Here is a 17,700-nt window from a genome sequence, read left to right on the forward strand (position 1 = left end):
GACCGCTCATCTCCCCGGCGGCGCGGCTTCGGTGCGCGGCTCGGCGGCCAGGTGCTCGCCGACCCGCTTGACCAGCAGCGCCATCTCGTAGGCGATCTGGCCGATGTCGGCCTCGGCCTCGCTCAGCACGGCCAGGCAGCTGCCGTCACCGGCCGCCGTGATGAACAGGAACGCCTCGTCCAGTTCCACCATGGTCTGGCGGACTCCGCCGACCTTGAAGTGCCCGCCGGCGCCCTTGGCCAGGCTGTGGAATCCGGCCGCGACGGCCGCCAGGTGCTCGGCGTCCTCGCGGTCGAGGTCGCGGGAGGCTCCGGTGGCCAGGCCGTCGCTGGAGAGGATCACGGCGTGCCGCAGGGCCGCGACGCGCCCCACCAGGTCGTCCAGGAGCCAGTTGAGGTCCCCGGACGGCTGCGTCGAAGTGGTCATGAATCAGTTCCTTCCGATGGAGCGGGTGGTGCAGGTGGTGCAGGTGGTGCAGGTGGTGCTGTTGGTACGGGTGTTGTCGATGGTGCAGGTGTTCCCGGTGGTGCAGGGTTTGCCGGGTTCCGTCGGACGGGCGAGCCGGCCGGCACCCGACGGGCGAGCGGTGCCCGCGCACCGTCCGGCGGCGCGGACAGCGCCGCCGGGGCGGGTGCCGGACTGATCGCCCGCCGGGCGGGGTCCGGCGGCTGCCAGGCGGGTACTGCGGCGGGCCGGGCACTCGACGGGGCCGACCTGGGCGTGGCGGCGCCGCGCCCTCGGGTGAAGCCGCGCTGGAACGAGGCGAAGGTGGCCCGCGCCTCCTCGGGCGAGCGCTCACGCGCCCGCTCGGCCTCCTGGGCCTCCCGGGCCCGTCGGGCGGCGAGGGCGGCCTCGTCCTCGGGCCCGTTGTCGGCCCGTTCCCGGAGGCGCTCCTTCAGCTGCTCCTTGAGCTGCGGCGCGAGGTTCGCCTGCCGGACCCGCCGGGGCAGCCCGCCCTCGGTCCGCGGGCCTGCGACCAACGGCAGGTCCGCGGGCCCGTCGACGACGGGAGCGGCCGTGGTCGGCTCGTCCCGACGGTGGCGCCCCGTCCCCGCACCGTCCTCGGCGTCCCTGGGCGGCGCGGGCACCAGCACCGGCCCGCCCTTGGTCCGCGAGGCCCGTCGCGGCAGCCCGCCCGGTGTCCGGGCCGGCTCGGGCGTGGACGGCCGTGGACCGCCGCTGCCCCGGTTCCGCTCGTCCTCCCCCGCGACGGAACCGGCCACAGACCCGGCACCGGCACCGGCACCGGCGCCGACGGCAGAGCCGGCAGCGGCCCGAGCCGCGCCCTCCGCCGTACCGCCGCCGCCACCACCGCCACCGCCACCGCCACCGCCACCGCCACCGCCGAGCGCGGGCACGGCGACCAGGTCGCGCTGTCCACGCCGGACCGGGGCGGAGCGCTGTCCGGTGGGCGGCGGTTCGGGCAGGCCGTCCGGCGCCTCGGCGAGCAGTTCGCGCGGGATCAGCACGACCGCCGTCGTCCCGCCGTACGGGGACGGGCGCAGGTGGACCCGGATGCCGTGCCGCCGGGCCAGCCGGCTGACCACGAACAGGCCCAGCCGGTCGGTGTCGGCGAGGTCGAACTCCTGCTCCACGGCGAGGCGTTCGTTGGTTTCGGCGAGGAGTTGATCGCTCAGCCCGAGCCCGCGGTCGTCGATCTCCAGCGCGAATCCGTGCGCCACCACCTCACCCTGGACGGTGACTTGGGTGGTCGGCGGGGAGAACACCGCGGCGTTCTCGACGAGTTCGGCGATCAGGTGGGTGACGTCCGCGACGGCGCTGCCGAGCAGGCCGGTGCCGGGGAACGGCCGGACGATCACCCGGGCGTAGTCCTCGACCTCGCCGACCGCCGCGCGGACCACGTCCACCATCCGGACGGGCTTGCGCCAGGCGCGCCCGGGCGAGCCGCCGGCGAGGATGATCAGGCCCTCGGCGTGCCGCCGCATGCGCGTGGTGAGGTGGTCGACCTTGAAGAGGTCGGCCAGCTCGGTCGGGTTCTCGGTGCGGCGCTCCATGGTGTCGAGCAGGGTGAGCTGGCGGTGCAGCAGCACCTGGCTACGCCGGGCGAGGTTGACGAACACCGCCGAGACGCCGCGCCGCAGTTCGGCCTGTTCGACGGCGGCCTCGACGGCGGCCCGCTGGACGGCGTTGAAGGCCTGGCCGACCTGGCCTATCTCGGCTGCCCCGAAGCGCAGTTCGGGTGCCTCGGCCGCGACGTCCACCGCCTCGCCGCGGCGCAGCCGCAGCATGACGGAGGGCAGCCGGGCGCCGGCCAGTTCGTTGGCCGCGTTGCGCAGTCCGATCAGTTCGCGGGCGAGGCCGCGCCCGATCCGGAAGGAGATCAGCACCGACAGGACGACCGCGACCAGGCCGATCGCACCGGCGATGCCGCCGCGCCAGAGCAGCCCGATCGCGGCGGACCGTTCGCGCTCGCCGATCCCGTTGGCGATCCGGGTGTTGATCGAGGTGAGGTCGCCGAGCGCCCGGTCGGCGGTCTCCCGCCAGGAGTCGCCGTTGATCGCCTGGGCGACCCGCTCGGGGCCGCCGGCGCCGACGAAGTCCGCTTCGGCGCGGGCCAGCGCGGCCCAGGCCTCGCCGCCGCGCAGGGCGATGTAGTCGGACTGGTCCGCGGGTTCGAGTTCGGCGATGTAGACGGTGAACAGGGCCTGCTGGTTGTGCAGGGCGTCCAGGGCGACCTGGTACTGCTCGGCGGTGGGCTTGGCCGCGCCACCGCGCAGGCCCTCCATCGCCGCGTCCTCCTGCGCGAGGTACTCGCGGGCGCGCACCAGCTCGATCAGGATGGTCCCCTGCCGCGGGAGTTGGCCGGTCTGCCGGGCGACGTAGGCGGACCGGAAGCCGAACACCGGCTTGACCAGGTCGCTGTACTGCCCCAGCGCGAACTCCCAGTTGAGCGCGGAGCGGCCGACCTGCGCGCGCAGCGGTCCGATCTGGTCGGCGGCGGCGATGATCTGCAGGAAGCGGCCGCGCTGGGAGCTGGAGAGCTTGCCGCCCGCGTGGTCCTTCTTCTGCCGCAGGACGTCGAGGCTGCGGTCGGTGGCGGCCTTGGCGTGTTCGTAGGCGTCCGTGGCGACCTGCGAGTTCGGGACGGCCAGTCGCTGGACGGCCGCGCGGCGCTCGTTCTGCAGATCGTCGGCGTACCGGTCGACCGGGGTCCCGAACTCCTTGTACGTACGGCTGATCTCCAGCTGGCCCCAGACGTCTCCGGTGGTGGCGAAGGTCGCGTACACCCACAGCGCGGTGAGTGCGACGATGGGCACCAGGAGCAGCGCGATGATCTTCGCGCGGATCGAGCTGCTGCGCAGACGCATGGAGTCCTCGGTCGGGAAGTGCCAGGCGCGGACGGGGAGCGGTTCGGAGGAGCCGCGGGGCTCGGCCGGAAAAGGCTTGGGAAAGGGCTTCGGAAAGAGTTCGGGTGCGGGCTTCGGGAATCGGCTTCGGGGCTGGTCGGCGTGGATGGTGCGTCGTCGGATCGGGCCTGGCCGGGAGGCCCCCGGTCGCAGGTCTGCGAGAGCCTACTACGCCCTGACCACTCGTTCGAGGGTCGTACCAGTCCACTTCCCCGGCTTGCCCCGCACACGTCAGGATCGACTCCCGGTCACTGCGGGCTCGCGTCCGGATCATCCACCGCCGCCCGGTTTGCCCGGTCACCGAACGCACGCGGTTCCTCCTCGGCGGCGACACCTTCCGCAGGGACCGGTGCCGATCTCGTCGCGTCACGGTCACAACCCTGGGCAGTGACAGGCCGATCCGATAGTTTCGCTCCACCTGCGCGGCCCGGCACCGCCGCCACGGCCTCCGGCGCCGACACCGGTTCCGGCACCGGCGCGGGCAGTGCCGCCGCGAGACGCCAACGGGGGGAATGTGCGCGAGTTCACCACCCCCGCCGTGGCCGGGCCCGAGGCCACCGGTGGACTCGCCGACTCGCTGTACGACACCGCCGAACGCACACCGGACCTGGTGCAGCTGGCCCGCCGCGTCGGCCCGCCGGGCCCCGCCGACCCCGCCGAGCACCGGGACGGGCACCGGTTCGGGCACCGGGACGAGTGGCGGGACGAGTGGCGGGGCGTCACCGCGCGGGAGTTCCGCGACGAGGTGCTCGCCCTCGCCAAGGGCCTGCTCACCCGGGGCGTGCGCTACGGCGACCGGGTCGCCCTGATGTCCCGCACCCGCTACGAGTGGACGCTGTTCGACTACGCGCTCTGGTCGATCGGCGCGATCACCGTCCCGGTCTACCCCACGGCGGCGGCCGAGCAGGTGCGCTGGATCCTCGCCGAGACCCAGGCCGTGGCCTGCCTGGTCGAGGACGAGGACGCCGCGATGACGGTCGGCGCGGTCTGCGACGCGCTGCCCGACCTCACCGGCATCTGGCAGCTGGACCGCGACTGCGTCGCCGCGATCACCGAGGACGGCCGTGACGTGCCCGACTCGCTCGTCCACCGCCAGCGGCTCGGCGTCACGGCCGGGAACGTCGCCACGGTCGTCTACACCTCGGGCACCACCGGCCGCCCCAAGGGCTGCCTGATCACCCACGCCAACCTGGCCGCCGAGGCCGACGCGCTGCTCGGCGGCTGGCGGGAGGCCTTCCACGACACCGGCGGCGGACAGCCGTCCACCCTGCTGTTCCTGCCGCTGGCACACGTCTACGGACGGGCCGTGCAGGTCGCGGCGATCCGCGGCGGCTTCCGGATCGGGCACGTCCCCGAGGTCTCCACCGACGCCCTGCTGCCCGCGATGGAGTCCTTCCGGCCGACCTTCCTGCACGTCGTCCCGTACGTCTTCGAGAAGATCTTCCAGCAGGCCCGGCGGGCCGCCGAGGACGCCGGGCGCGGCGAACTCTTCGAACAGGCCCGGCAGGTGGCCGTCGACTGGGCCGCCGCCCGGGAGCAGAAGGCGTTCGGGCGCGGGCCCGGGCCCAGCCCCAAGCTGCGGCTGCGCCACCTCGCCTACGAGCGGACCGTCTACCAGCGGCTGCGGGCCGTACTCGGCGGCCGGGTGCGCAGCGTGATGTGCGGCGGCTCCGCGCTGCGCCGTGAACTCGGCCTCTTCTTCACCGGCGCCGGCCTGCACCTGTACGAGGGCTACGGGCTGACCGAGACGTCCGCCGCGATCACGGCCAACCCGATCGGGCGGCAGAAGCTGGGCACGGTCGGGCACCCGCTGCCGGGCTCGTCGGTGGCCCTCGCCGACGACGGCGAGGTCTGGGTGCGCGGCGGCTCGGTCTTCGGCGGCTACCTCAACCACCCGCAGTGCACGGCGGAGTCCCTGATCGACGGCTGGTTCGGGACGGGCGACCTGGGCCGGCTGGACGAGGACGGCTACCTGACCATCACCGGCCGCAAGAAGGACCTGATCGTCACCAGCAGCGGCAAGAACCTGGCCCCGTCGGCGCTGGAGGAGCGGGTGGCCGCGCACCCACTGGTCTCCCAGTGCCTGGTGGTGGGCGACGACCGCCCGTACGTGGCCGCGCTGATCACGCTCGACCCGGCGGCGCTGGCACACTGGTTGAAGACGCACGGGCTGGAGCAGCTGGACCCGTGGGCGGTGCTCGCGGACGAGCAGCTGCACACCGAGGTCCAGCGCGCGGTGGCGGCGGCGAACACGGCGGTGTCGCGGGCCGAGTCGATCCGCGCGTTCCGGCTGCTGCCCCGCGAGTTCAGCCAGGACCAGGGGCTGCTGACACCCTCCCTGAAGCTGCGCCGGGCGGCGATCGCCGAGTACTACGCCGATGACATCGCGGAGTTGTACGTCCCCTGACGCATCGTCTCGTCCCTTTTGTGGCAGGTGCGGTGGGCTTCGGTTCACCGGCCGTTCCCTTGACGGGCTGATTGGTCCAGTCCATTGTTTCTCCTCGGTCCGAGTGCGGCGCACCATCCGCTCCCGCCCCTCCGGGAGCACCCAGGTCCCGCGAGCCCGGTTCCAGAGGCCCGCCCCACGGGCCCGGTTCCAGGGTTCCGGTTCCAGGGTTCCGATTCCGCCACGCCCTCCCCACGGGCGTGTCCCCCACACGCAGGAGTCCTCTCGTGTCGATGTCCACGCGCCCGTCTGCGCGCCCGTCTGCGCGCCTGTCCACGCGCCTGTCCGCGCTGGCCGCCTCCGTCGCGCTGCTCACCGCCTTCGCCGCCCCGGCGGCCTCCGCCACCCCCGGGCCCGCGCCGAGCGCCCCGAGCGGTCCGAACACCCCGAGCGGCCCGACCGTCAACCTGGCCATCAACCCCGGCTTCGAACTGCCCGCCCCCGACCTCTCCGCCTGGGGCGCCGTCCCCGGCTGGAACTGCACCGGCGGCCCGGCCGAAGCCGCCGTCACCACCACCACCGCGCACTCCGGCGCCTCCGCGCTCACCGTCACGCCGGCCACCGCCGACTCCACCGGCGAGTGCGCGCAGACCGTGGCCGTCCAGCCCAACACCGCCTACACCGCCTCGGCCTGGGTCCGCGGCGCCTTCGTCTACCTGGGAGCCACCGGCACCGGCAGGGACGTCGCCCCGGCCTGGACCGAGACCACCGGCGGCGGCTGGCAGCAGCTCACCACCCGGTTCACCACCGGCCCGAACGCGCACAGCGTCCGGCTCTACGTCCACGGCTGGTACCAGCAGGGCCCGTTCTCGGTCGACGACGTCCGGGTGGACGGCCCCGCACCCGCCCCGGCCGTAGCCGCCGGATCCGTGCCCACCAGCGACAAGGTCGTCTTCTTCACCGTCGACGACGGCTGGCAGCGCACCCCCGAGGCGGAGAAAGTCATCGCCGACCACCGGCTGCCGATCACCGCATTCCCGCTGCCGATGCCGGCCGGCACCGACCCCGACTTCTTCCGGCGCGTCACGGCCGTACCCGGCTCCTCCATCCAGGACCACAGCGTCTCCCACTCCGACCTCAGCAAACTGCCGCTGGAGCAGCAGCAGATCGAGATCTGCGACGCCCGCGACGCCCTGACCCGCCAGTTCGGCACCACACCGGTGGCCTTCCGCCCGCCGTACTTCGCCTGGAACGCCGACACCCTTCAGGCCGCCGCCAACTGCGGCATCCGCACCGTGCTCACCGCCGACGCGGACTTCAGCTGGGGCGCGTCCAACATCTGGCACCCGGGCCTGCTGCAGCCGGGCGACGTCGTCCTGATGCACTGGACCGACACCCTCGCCTCCGATCTCCAGCGCGCCCTCGCCGCTGCCGACGCGGCCGGGCTCAAGCCGGCCGGCCTGGTCGACTACCTGCGCTGACGCGTCGCCGCTGGCGGGCTCCCCAGGGAGCCCGCCGACGGGGGCACCCACTCGCGGGGCTCCCGTCCACCGGCGGCCGGGCTCAGCCGAAGACGTGCGCCATCCAGCCGCGCAGGCGCTCGTCGAAGTCGGCGGCGCCGGTGAAATCGTTGGCCGGGATCACGCCGCCCTCGGCGTCGTCCTGCTCCTCCCAGCCGGCGGCGAGGTACTCGACATCGGCCCAGCCGCCACGGAACAGCACCACGTGCAGTTCGCCACCGGACAGCGGGTCCACGACCTGGACGCCGACGGAGTCCGGGTCCGTGACGCGGGCGCGGTCCGTCTCCAGCGGCTGCGGCCACGGGGCCAGGGCGTCGCGCCAGGTGAGCGCGCCGACCGTCAGACCGGCGGCCCGCCAGCGTACGGCCCGGGCGGCGATCCGCTCGGCAGCGTGGTCGAGGTCGACGATGCGCTCCACGACGGCGTTCACTTCCCTTCATCGGCGATCCCGCGTCGGCGATCTTTCGGCGGCGATCTTGCTCGTTGACAGGGCGTCCGCGCGTGGCTCTAATGGGGGCGTGCAGCGCGGCGCCGGCCACAGAGTAGTGGGCCGGCCGGCAGCCGAGCGAGCACCTTTATCCGAGGGACGATGCGCGATGAGCACTTTCTCCGCTGCCCTGATCTGACGTAGGCGGTCACCGTGGTGTCCGCGTGCGCGCCCGTGCACCGCGTGTGGCCGTGACTCCCAACCCCTGCAGGAGACTTCACCCACACCTATGTCCATGTCCACGAACCATGTCAACCAGTTCAACCAGAGCGTCATCGAGGAGTTCCGGGCCGACGGCGGGCGGGTCGGCGGCCCGTTCGAGGGCGGCGACCTGCTGCTGCTCACCACCGCCGGGGCCAGGTCGGGCAAGCCGCACACCGTGCCGCTCGGGTACGTCCGGGCCGAGGGACTGCTCCTGGTCGTCGCCTCCGCCGCCGGGGCGCCGGACCACCCGCAGTGGTACCGCAACCTGCTCGCCCGACCGGTGGTCCGGGTCGAACTCGGCTCCGAGGCGTTCGACGTGATCGCCGTACCCGCCGAAGGCGCCCGCCGGGAACGACTGTTCGCGGCCGTCGTCCGGCAGGCACCCGGGTACGGCGACTACCAGGCGAACACCGACCGGGAACTGCCGGTGGTCGTCCTGGAACGGCCCGAGACACCCGCGCGCGAGGTGCGCAGCCTCGCCGACAAGCTGTTGGAGGCCCACACCTGGCTGCGTGCGCAGCTGCGCCACGTCCGGGAGGAGGCGCACTCGCACGTCGTGGGCCGCCCGGCCGGCCTCGGACTCCAACTGCGCCAGCACTGCCTCGCCTTCTGCGAGGGGCTGACGCACCACCACACCGGCGAGGACGCCGCGATCTTCCCCGCGCTCGCGCGCAACCACCCGGAGCTGGCCGGGGTGCTGGAACAGCTGGGCGAACAGCACCTGGTGATCGGGCGGATCAAGGAGGAGCTGGTGGCACTGCTGGCCGGGATCGAGGTCACCGAACCGGACCGGCTCCGGGCCGAGTTGGACCGGATGTCGGCCGAGCTGGAGGCACACCTCGACTACGAGGAAGCGGAACTGCTCCCGACGCTCGCCGGGATCCCGTTCCCGCCGCTCCGGCCCGGTCCGGCCCGGGACTGAGACGCACGAATGCCGTCGGCCCCTCTCCCCACGCTCGGGGAGAGGGGCCGACGGCCCGCGTGCCGGGTTCGGCGGGCGCCCTGGAGCGACGGTCCCACCTATGTGACGGGCCTGCCGATGCGACGGCCTACCGGCGCGAAGCCGTTACGACTGGGTGAAGACCGGGAGGTAGCCACCGGACTGGCCGGCGGCCTTCGGGTGGTAGCTCTCGTCGACCGGCAGGGTGGCGCTGTTCAGCCAGGTGGTCTGCGAGCCGCAGATCTCGTGCTCGGTGAAGATGCTGCGCACGTCGCCGAAGCTGAAGCCGGCGTTGGCGACCCGCTTGGCGATGACCTCGTCCAGCGTGTCGGCGGCGCCGTTGATCGCGGCGCGCTTGGTGTCACTGATGCCGAGGATGCAGCTGCCGCCGATCTTGTAGAGGTGCGGGTAGCCCAGCACCACCACGTGGGCGTTCGGCGCCTTGGTGTGGATCGTCGAGTACACCTTGTCCAGCTGGGCGGGCAGGGTGTTGCGGGCGTAGTTCTGGGCCGCGCTGACGGCGCTGAGGCAGGTGCTGTCCGACTCCAGCACGCAGGTCTTCATGGTGTCGGCGAAGCCGGCGTCGTTGCCGCCGACCGACAGGCTGACCAGCGTGGTGCTGGAGCTCAGCGCGGAGATCTGGTTGCTGAGGACGTCTCCGGTTCTGGCGCCGGAACACGCGACGAACGAGAAGGACGACGGCGAGTGCGCGTTCTTCCACAGGTACGGGTAGGCGTTGGTGCTTCGCTTGCAGTTGCCGCTGTCGCTCAGGTAGCTGCCGGCACCGACACCGGCGGAGTAGGAGTCCCCGAGGGCGACGTAGTTGACGCTCGCCGCATTCGCGGATGAAGCGGTGAACAACGTGGTCAGAGTGAGCAGAGCCGCTATCGCGGCAACGGACATGGCGCGCGCTGGACGGAGCATGGCACCTCCTGGTGTGGTACGGGTCACAGAAGTGATACCAGGCAGTAGGTGAACCGGGAAGCGGTCATGCCAAGGACATTGACGGGCAGTCCGACAACGCAGAAGTGAACCATCGGCCACAGGGCGTGAGTTGGCGCTGGTCAGCGCCGGTGTACGCCGACCGACGTCGGTCATCGCGCGTAGACAGTGGTCGGTGAAAAAGTCAGCGAGTGGTCAGTTGGTAGTCAGGGCGCGGCCAGGACACCGTTACGACACGGCCATCGCCAGGCCACCCCGCCGTACGACGCGTCGCGTCGCGCCGGGGCTCGCCACGGCACAGCGCGGCACGAACCGCCACGAACCGGCACGACACGACCCGACTCCGCGCGAACCGACTTCTCACGCAAGGGCGTCAGCGCGCGCGGGCTCCGGCGCACGCGGGCTCCAGCTCGAAGCCCTGACCGTGGATCACGCGGACGGCACCGTCACCCGGCAACCCCTCCTCCGGCTACGCGAGGCCCGGGTGAGACTCGCTCGGGCACACCGCATCCGGGCGGACGGCCTCCGGGTAACCGGCGTCCGGACACGCGGCATCCGGGTAGACGGCGCCGGGGAAGACCACGCAGCCCTCCACCGGCAGCTCCTCGATCGCCTCGTTCGCGGCGACCGGCACGCCGAGCCGACGGGCGGCGGTGGAGACCGCCACCCGGGCCTGGCGCAGCCCGGGCGCGCCCCAGCCGAGCAGTTCGACGGCGAGTCCGGGCGCGACCAGCAGCCGCCGGTAGTGCCGGCCGGAGGCCGGGTCGGCCGCGCTCGGGCCGACCGCGCGCAGCGCCGCCGCCATCCGGACCCGCGCACACTCGTGCCCGCCGTTGGCCGAGCCGACCCGGTCGTAGAGGTAACCGAGGTAGTACGGTCGGCCGATCACGGCCTGGGCCTCCTCGGCCGCCTCCCGGGCCAGCGCGGAGGCCGGATCCCCGGCGTCCTCCGGTTCCAGCGAGCCGCCGGGGAGCGAGCAGATCCCGTCCCTGGGGTTGACCAGGGTCAGCACCCGCCCGTCCGGAGCGAACAGCCACCCCCAGGACTGCTTCACCGGCAGCCCCTCGGGCACCTGCTCGCCCGGCCGCCACGGCCACCCCGCCGTGGGACGCCGGCGCACCCTGCCGAGCAGCTCGGCGATCTCCGCGCTGTACTCGATCCGGCTCATGCGTCCCCCTCTCGCTGTCGGGCTCGCCGGACCGGCAGTGCGCGGGACGGACCTGCGGAGCACGGTACGGAGCGGAGCGGCCGGAGCGGCGGCGTGGGGCACCGCACGCTCCTGCTGTTGATCTTCTCCGAATCTTCCCCGAACAGGCGGTCGATGAACAGTCCCCAGCGCCGCATGGTGGATGGCAGGGGTGGAAACCCCCTGATCACCCCAGCGGCCCACCCCCCTCCTCCGACGGGGAAGCGGGCTCCGGGAAGCCCGGCAGCGGGAAGCCCGGGCGCGGGACCACCCCGGGCGGGAACGGCAGCCCGCGCGCGGCGTCGTCGGCCAGCTCGTCGAACACCTCGTGCACCGTCATCGGCCGCAACCGCCCGCCGGCCAGCGCCCAACCGCGCACCCACGGCCCGTCCGAGGCCGAGGCCCCGGGCGCCGGGACGCCCGGATCGCCGTGCAGCAGCAACGCCCCCGCCCCGCCGCCGGCGACCCCCGCCGCCAGCGTCACGCAGAACGCCTCGGTGTCCCGCCCGGCGGGGTGGAGGCCGCCCGCCTCCACGCAGACCTCCACCGCCGAGCTGAGCTGCTCGCCGTCCTCCGGGCCGTGGCAGCGCAGCGTCAGCAGGTGGCAGCCCTCCCCCGCGCCCTCGGCCAGAGCGAGGTAGGCCGACGTCACGTACCCCATCACCGCCGCCAGCCGCCGCTGCCCGTCCGGGTCGTCGCCGACCGCCTCCAGCAGGGCCACGCCCGCGACGGACATCCGCACCCGCGCCCGGTGGTCGTCCAGCAGGACCGGGAGCAGTTCGGCCAGCCGCTCCCCCGCGTAGACGAAGGGCTCCCCGGCCAGCTCCGGATCGCCCGCGTACGCGACCCGGGCGGCGGGCGTCCGGGGGTCGAGGCCGAGCGCCGTGCAGTAGTCCTCGTAGTCACCCGCCTCCAGGACCCGCAGGTGCACCTCCAGGCCCTGCGCGTGCAGGACCCTCAGCTGCTCCTCCGAGCGCCGCAGGTACTCCTGGTGGGCGAGCCGGCCGAACAACCCGTACCGCGCGAGGCCGGCGAAGTCGGACGCAGCCGCCGCCACCGCGACCGCCACCGGCTGCGGCGGCGGAGCACCCCGGGCCCGCCCGCCACGGCGCCCCCGCGCACCGGCCCCGCCCGCACGCCCTCCCGGCGGCCGGTCACCACCGGACGGCCGGGCCCCGCCGGGAGCACCCGGCCCACCGTCCGCCCCGGCCCGCCGCCCGGCGCGCAGCAGCACCCGCCGGCGGACCCGCGACCGCCCGAAGACATCGACGGCCACGGAACCCCGGCAGCCCCCACAACGCCCCGCACAACGCTCCGCAACCTCGGAGCCCTCACGACCCAACGACCACACCCGCACGGTTCCTCCCACCGACTAGCCCAGCACCGGACACCGCCGACCGCTCCGACCCCGGAACCGCCGACGTCGAGGAACATACACAGAGCCACTGACAATCCACCCCGAGTAATCGAACACGCGCGTCCCAGGACCCCGGGCCTCCCGATCCGGACGGGATTGTCAGTACCGGACGTCAGGGTCGGGAACCATGCGACTGCCGCATGGAGACACAGCCCAATGGGCGGCAGCTTTTGGCGCACCAGTAGATCTGGCCGCAAAAGCAGCGAGTTGGATGGACCACTTCTGGACGACGATCCAGCTGTGAACGGGTGCGCCGTACAACGGCGAATGCCCGCCGGTGCAGGGCACCAGCGGGCAATCCCGAAATATCATTCCTCGAAGCGCTTGCCGTTCCAGCCCGCCGGAGTCACAACGGTGTTGCGTGCTCCGCCGTTGACCCAGTGCCAGTTGGCGGTGCTGGCCTCGCCGGTCCGTCCGGGCACGGAGGCCTGAGCGTGGGCCTCCTCGGTGCCGACCGGAACGGCCGCACCCGTCGCAGGGAAAGCCGTGACGACTGCCGTGCTTTCCGCACCCGTCTGGGCAAGCGCCACACCGGCACCGAGGCTGAACAGCGCAGTTGCCGCTACGCCAACTACTACACGCTTGATCACTATGGTTGTCCAAGGACTCGAAGGGGTCAGTTCTCACAGTGGACCAGCGGCCAGTAGACATTCGATCAACGCCAGTTGTGCGGCGAATCTCGGGGGCCTCGTGAAACAAGGAAAGCGGGCCCCACCCGAGAAGGCGGGGCCCGACCCATTTTCCTTGGGATCCACGATCCGGATCACCGCCGACGTCTGCGGCCGCCTGTCCCCTGATGCGGGTGAGAGGCTGAGGGCTGTGATGGACGGGGCTCTGTCGGTGGGTCCTGTGATACTCGGTACTGACCAGGCGCCGGCCGCGTGACCGGTGCTGACTCGGTGCTGACTCGGAGGACATGGAAGTGGCAAACATGCAGGTAGGGGCGCTGTAGTGCGACTGCTGCATACCTCCGACTGGCATCTGGGCCGTTCCTTCCACCGGGAGAGCCTGCACGACGCCCAGCGCGCCTTCCTGGACCACCTGGTGGACGTGGTCCGGGCCGAGCGCGTGGACGCCGTGCTCGTCGCCGGGGACGTGTACGACCGGGCGCTGCCGGGCCTGGACGCGGTCGCCCTGTTCGACGACGTGCTGCACCGGCTGGCCGGGCTGGGCGTGCCGACGGTGTTCATCAGCGGCAACCACGACTCGGCCCGCCGCCTCGGCGTCGGCGCCGGGCTGATCGGCCGGGCCGGCATCCACCTGCGCACCGACCCGGGCGAGTGCGCCGCCCCGGTGCTGCTGGCGGACGAGCACGGGCCGGTGGCGGTGTACGGGCTGCCGTACCTGGAGCCGACGCTGGTGCGCGAGCGGTTCGGGCTGGAGCGCGGCGGGCACGCGGCGGTGCTCGGCGCGGCGATGGACCTGGTCCGGGCCGATCTCGCGGCCCGCCCGGCCGGCACCCGCGCGGTGGTGCTGGCGCACGCCTTCGTCACCGGCGGCACGGCGAGCGACAGCGAGCGGGACATCGCGGTCGGCGGCGTCGCCTCGGTGCCCGCCTCCGTCTTCGACGGCGTGCACTACGCCGCGCTCGGCCACCTGCACGGCTGCCAGACCCTGGCCCCGCACCTGCGCTACAGCGGCTCGCCGCTCGCCTACTCCTTCTCCGAGGTGGACCAGCGCAAGACCATGTGGCTGGTCGACCTCGCGGCCGACGGCTCGGTCGCCGCCGAGCGCGTCGACTGCCCGCGCCCGCGCCCGCTCGCCACGCTGCGCGACAGCCTCGACGCGCTGCTCACCAAGGACGGGTACGCGCCGTACGAGCAGGCCTGGGTGCAGGCGACGCTCACCGACGCGGCCCGCCCGAGCGAGCCGATGGAGAAGCTGCGCCGCCGCTTCCCGCACACCCTCCAACTGCTCTTCGACCCCGAGGAGAGCGAGGCCGAGCCCTCCCGGTCGTACGCGGCCCGGGTCAGCGGCCGGGCCGACCTGGAGATCGCGGAGGGCTTCCTGCGGCACGTACGCCCGGGTGCCGAGCCGGAGCCGGACGAGCTGGGCTGGCTGCGCGCCGGGTTCGAGAGCGTCCGGGAGACCACCGACCGGAAGGCGGACCTGCCCCGATGAGGCTGCACCGGCTCACCGTCAGCGCGTTCGGCCCGTTCGCGGGCAGCGAGAGCGTCGACTTCGACGCGCTCGCCGCCGGCGGCCTGTTCCTGCTGCGCGGCGCCACCGGCGCGGGCAAGAGCAGCGTGCTGGACGCGGTCTGCTTCGCCCTCTACGGCGACGTCCCCGGCACCCGGCGGGCCAACCGGCTGCGCAGCGACCACGCCGAGGCGCGCAGGCTGACCGAGGTCCGGCTGGAGCTGACGCTCGGCGGGCGGCGGCTGCAGATCACCCGGCTGCCGGAGCAGCGGCGGCCGAAGAAGGTCGGCACCGGCACCACCGTCGAGCGGCCGCAGACCCTGCTGCGCGAGTGGGCCGCCGACGCGGGGGACGGCACGCCCGGCTGGCGGGCGGTGAGCAAGTCGCACCAGGAGGCCGGGGAGGAGATCCACCGGCTGATCGGCATGAACCGGGAGCAGTTCTGCCAGGTGGTGCTGCTGCCGCAGGGCGACTTCGCCCGCTTCCTCAAGGGCGACTCGGAGGAGCGCGGCAAGCTGCTGCGGCGGCTGTTCGACACCGAGCGGTTCCAGCACGTCGAGGGGTGGCTCGCGGAGCAGCGGCGCGTTCAGGAGGCCGCCGTCCAGGCCGGCCGTCGCCGTCTGCGGGATCTCGCCAGCAAGGCCGAGCAGGCGGCCGGCCCGGGCGCCGAGCCCGCCGAGGGCTGGGTGCCGGCCGAGGAGGACGCCGCCGACCTGACCGCCGGGGTGCTCGGCTGGGCGGCGATCCTGCGCAGCGGCGCAGCCGAACAGCGCACCGTCGCCGGGGCCGCGCTGGCAGGCGCCGAGGAGGCGCAACGCGCCGCCCAGGGCGAGCGCGCGGCCGCCGAGGAGCTGGCCGGGCGGCAGCGCCGCCACCGGCAGGCGCTGCTCCAGGCCGACCGGCTGGCCGCGTTCGAGCCCGAGGCGGCCCGGGACGGCCGGCGGCTGGCGGCGGCGCAGGCGGCCGTCGGGGTGGAGTCCGCGCTGCGGCTGCACGAGGGCGCGACCGAGGCGCACCGGCGGGCCCGGGAGGCCGAGCGACGGCACCGCGAGGTGCTGGCCGGCGACGGCGGCGCGGGCAGCGCTGCCGCCGGGGGCCCGGCGCTCGCCGAAGCGGGGACCGCCGAGCTGGCCGAGGCCGAACGCGAACTGCGGGCCGGGCTGGTCCGGCTGGAGGCCGCCGGGGCGGAGGAGCGGCGCTGCGCCGAACTCGCCCGCGAGCAGCGGAGCCTGGACGAGGAGCGCCGGCGGGCCGACGAGCTCGCCGAGGAGGCCGAGGACTGGCTGGCCGAGTACGACGCGCGGCTCGGCGGCCTCCAGGAGCAGCAGGACCGGGCCCGGGCGGCGGGCGCGCTGGTCGAGCAACTAGACGGCCGACGTGCCGAGTTGAGCACCCGCCTGGACGCCGCCCGGGAGCGCGACGGCCTGCGGGCCGAGATCGCCGCCGCCGAGCCGCGCGCTGCCGCCCTGCGCACCGCCGCGCTGGACGCCCGCGAGTACGGCCTCGGCCTGCGCGAGCGGCGGCTGGCTGGCATGGCCGCCGAGCTGGCCGAGCAACTGCGCACGGGCGAAGCGTGCCGGGTCTGCGGCTCACCCGAACACCCGGCGCCCGCCGAGACCGCCGACGGCCGGGTCGGCGCCGACGACGAGGAGCGTGCCCGCCGGGCCCAGGCCGCCGCCGAACAGGCCTGGACGGCAGCGGACCAGGCCCTCACCGCGCTGCGGGTCCGCGAGGCCACCGCCACCGGCGCAGCCGGGCCGGAGGGCTCCGACGCGCTCGCGCAGGCCCTCGCCGAGCTGGACCGCGAGCACCGCGAGGCACTGCACTCGGCGGAGGCGCTCGGCCGGGTCGAGCAGGAGATCGCCCGTTTGTCGGCCGACCGGGACCGCCGGCTCGCCGAGCTGCGCGAGGCCCGGGAGCGCGCCGCCGTCCGCACCGACCGGCTCCAGGCGCTCCGGCACGAACAGCGCGAGCTCGCCGCACGGGTGACCGCGGCCCGGGGCGAGGCGGCCTCCGTCGCCGCGCGGGCGGCCGCGCTGGAGCGGCTGGTCGAGCGGGTCGCCGCCGCGGCCGAGGCCTCGCGCGCCTGCGCGCAGGCGCTGGCCCGGCTCGGGGACGCCGAGGGCGAGCTCGCCGAGGCCGCCGCCGCAGCGGGCTTCCCGAGCCCCGAGGAGGCCCTGGCCGTGCTGCTCCCCCGCGCGGAGCGCGAGCGGCTGGCAGCCCGACTGGAGCGGCACCGGACGGAGTCCGCCGCCGTCCGGCACGAACTCGCGCTGCCCGATCTGGCCGAGGCCGCGGCCCGTCCGCCGGTCGACCTGCCCGCCGCCGCGGCCGCGCTCGGCGCCGCCACCGACCGGCTGGGCCGGGCCCACGCCGACCGCTCGGCGGCCGACGAACGGTGCGCGGCACTGGCCTCGATCGGTCGGCAACTGGCCGACCTCGCGGACGAGCTGGCCCCGGCGCTGGCCCGGTACGGGCGGATCAACCGGCTCGCGGCGCTGGCCGCCGGCACCTCCACCGAGAACCGGCTCCGGATGCGCCTGGAGTCCTACGTCCTGGCGGCCCGGCTGGAGCAGGTCGCGGCGGCGGCCAGCGACCGGCTGGTCCGGATGTCCGGCGGCCGCTACACCCTGGTGCACAGCGACGACCGGGGCACCGGCAACAAGCGCTCGGGCCTGGCCCTGCGGGTGGTCGACGCCTGGACGGGCACCGAGCGGGACACCGCGACGCTCTCCGGGGGCGAGAGCTTCTTCGCCTCCCTCGCCCTGGCCCTGGGCCTGGCCGACGTGGTCACCGACGAGGCCGGCGGCATGCCGCTGGACACCCTGTTCATCGACGAGGGCTTCGGCACGCTCGACGAGCAGTCCCTGGAGGAGGTGATGGACGTCCTCGACGGCCTGCGTGAACGCGACCGGGCGGTCGGCATCGTCAGTCACGTCGCCGACCTGCGCACCCGCATCCCCGCCCAGCTCCTGGTCCGCAAGGGGCGACGCGGCTCGACCCTGGCCCTGGCCGGGAGGGAGGACGCCTAGGGACCGCCCAGGGACACTGCCAGCGGCTTTGAGGCGGCCTTCCCAGGCCTTCTCGCCCCAGCATCACCGCAGGTCAGCG

Annotated in this window: 12 protein-coding genes; 5 read left to right on the forward strand and 7 right to left on the reverse strand. The window is 74.2% G+C overall.

Annotated elements, in window-relative coordinates; genetic code table 11:
• Positions 1-6 precede the first annotated feature (6 nt).
• The gene (locus ACFVX9_RS27870) at positions 7-426 is read right to left on the reverse strand and encodes a roadblock/LC7 domain-containing protein (protein WP_063349983.1); all 420 of its coding nucleotides are present in this window, start codon (positions 424-426) and stop codon (positions 7-9) included.
• A complete protein-coding gene (locus ACFVX9_RS27875; RefSeq protein WP_387984136.1) occupies positions 423-3,329 on the reverse strand; it encodes a nitrate- and nitrite sensing domain-containing protein in 2,907 nt (968 codons plus the stop codon). The genes ACFVX9_RS27870 and ACFVX9_RS27875 overlap by 4 nt, the downstream gene beginning before the upstream one ends.
• A gap of 553 nt (positions 3,330-3,882) precedes the next feature.
• On the opposite strand from ACFVX9_RS27875, the gene ACFVX9_RS27880 reads away from it, so the two are divergent.
• Both ACFVX9_RS27880 and ACFVX9_RS27885 read left to right on the forward strand, forming a co-directional pair.
• Complete coding sequence (locus ACFVX9_RS27880; RefSeq protein WP_380479499.1) at positions 3,883-5,775, forward strand: AMP-dependent synthetase/ligase; 1,893 nt, start codon at positions 3,883-3,885, stop codon at positions 5,773-5,775.
• Positions 5,776-6,047: 272 nt separating this feature from the next.
• A complete protein-coding gene (locus tag ACFVX9_RS27885) occupies positions 6,048-7,235 on the forward strand; it encodes a polysaccharide deacetylase family protein (RefSeq protein WP_387984172.1) in 1,188 nt (395 codons plus the stop codon).
• Positions 7,236-7,317: 82 nt separating this feature from the next.
• Here ACFVX9_RS27885 and ACFVX9_RS27890 read toward each other — a convergent pair whose 3' ends face one another.
• Positions 7,318-7,704, reverse strand: coding sequence for a hypothetical protein (locus tag ACFVX9_RS27890; protein WP_244293498.1), 387 nt, complete (start codon positions 7,702-7,704; stop codon positions 7,318-7,320).
• A gap of 292 nt (positions 7,705-7,996) precedes the next feature.
• On the opposite strand from ACFVX9_RS27890, the gene ACFVX9_RS27895 reads away from it, so the two are divergent.
• Positions 7,997-8,887 carry a nitroreductase/quinone reductase family protein gene (locus ACFVX9_RS27895; protein WP_387984138.1) on the forward strand — a complete coding sequence of 297 codons (891 nt, stop codon included), beginning with the start codon at positions 7,997-7,999 and terminating at the stop codon, positions 8,885-8,887.
• A 144-nt stretch (positions 8,888-9,031) separates the two neighbouring features.
• On the opposite strand, the gene ACFVX9_RS27900 is transcribed toward ACFVX9_RS27895, so the two are convergent.
• The 4 genes from ACFVX9_RS27900 to ACFVX9_RS27915 form a co-directional block, all read right to left on the reverse strand.
• Positions 9,032-9,829, reverse strand: a complete 798-nt coding sequence (locus ACFVX9_RS27900) for an SGNH/GDSL hydrolase family protein (protein ID WP_380376909.1) — start codon at positions 9,827-9,829, stop codon at positions 9,032-9,034.
• A gap of 487 nt (positions 9,830-10,316) precedes the next feature.
• The gene (locus tag ACFVX9_RS27905) at positions 10,317-11,015 is read right to left on the reverse strand and encodes a hypothetical protein (RefSeq protein ID WP_387984140.1); all 699 of its coding nucleotides are present in this window, start codon (positions 11,013-11,015) and stop codon (positions 10,317-10,319) included.
• Positions 11,016-11,220: 205 nt separating this feature from the next.
• Positions 11,221-12,090: a hypothetical protein gene (locus ACFVX9_RS27910; RefSeq protein WP_387984141.1), complete on the reverse strand. Its 870-nt coding sequence runs from the start codon at positions 12,088-12,090 to the stop codon at positions 11,221-11,223.
• 668 nt (positions 12,091-12,758) lie between these two features.
• A complete protein-coding gene (locus ACFVX9_RS27915; protein ID WP_380490888.1) occupies positions 12,759-13,040 on the reverse strand; it encodes a hypothetical protein in 282 nt (93 codons plus the stop codon).
• A 361-nt stretch (positions 13,041-13,401) separates the two neighbouring features.
• Between ACFVX9_RS27915 and ACFVX9_RS27920 the strand changes: the two genes are divergently transcribed.
• Together ACFVX9_RS27920 and ACFVX9_RS27925 are read left to right on the forward strand one after the other, a co-directional pair.
• Complete coding sequence (locus tag ACFVX9_RS27920; protein WP_380479509.1) at positions 13,402-14,571, forward strand: exonuclease SbcCD subunit D; 1,170 nt, start codon at positions 13,402-13,404, stop codon at positions 14,569-14,571.
• Positions 14,568-17,621 carry an AAA family ATPase gene (locus ACFVX9_RS27925; RefSeq protein ID WP_387984144.1) on the forward strand — a complete coding sequence of 1,018 codons (3,054 nt, stop codon included), beginning with the start codon at positions 14,568-14,570 and terminating at the stop codon, positions 17,619-17,621. Before ACFVX9_RS27920 ends, ACFVX9_RS27925 begins: the two co-directional genes overlap by 4 nt.
• Positions 17,622-17,700 lie beyond the last annotated feature (79 nt).

Origin of the sequence: Kitasatospora sp. NPDC058243 (assembly GCF_042882025.1) — a bacterium.
In the GTDB taxonomy this organism is placed as follows: Bacteria; Actinomycetota; Actinomycetes; order Streptomycetales; family Streptomycetaceae; genus Kitasatospora.

Bases quoted from the DNA above. Each gene is read 5' to 3' on its own strand.
- ACFVX9_RS27870 (WP_063349983.1), bottom strand. From the start codon at position 426: ATGACCACTTCGACGCAGCCGTCCGGGGACCTCAACTGGCTCCTGGAC.
- ACFVX9_RS27875 (WP_387984136.1), bottom strand. From the start codon at position 3,329: ATGCGTCTGCGCAGCAGCTCGATCCGCGCGAAGATCATCGCGCTGCTC.
- ACFVX9_RS27885 (WP_387984172.1), top strand. From the start codon at position 6,048: ATGTCCACGCGCCCGTCTGCGCGCCCGTCTGCGCGCCTGTCCACGCGC.
- ACFVX9_RS27895 (WP_387984138.1), top strand. From the start codon at position 7,997: ATGTCCACGAACCATGTCAACCAGTTCAACCAGAGCGTCATCGAGGAG.
- ACFVX9_RS27900 (WP_380376909.1), bottom strand. From the start codon at position 9,829: ATGCTCCGTCCAGCGCGCGCCATGTCCGTTGCCGCGATAGCGGCTCTG.
- ACFVX9_RS27905 (WP_387984140.1), bottom strand. From the start codon at position 11,015: ATGAGCCGGATCGAGTACAGCGCGGAGATCGCCGAGCTGCTCGGCAGG.
- ACFVX9_RS27925 (WP_387984144.1), top strand. From the start codon at position 14,568: ATGAGGCTGCACCGGCTCACCGTCAGCGCGTTCGGCCCGTTCGCGGGC.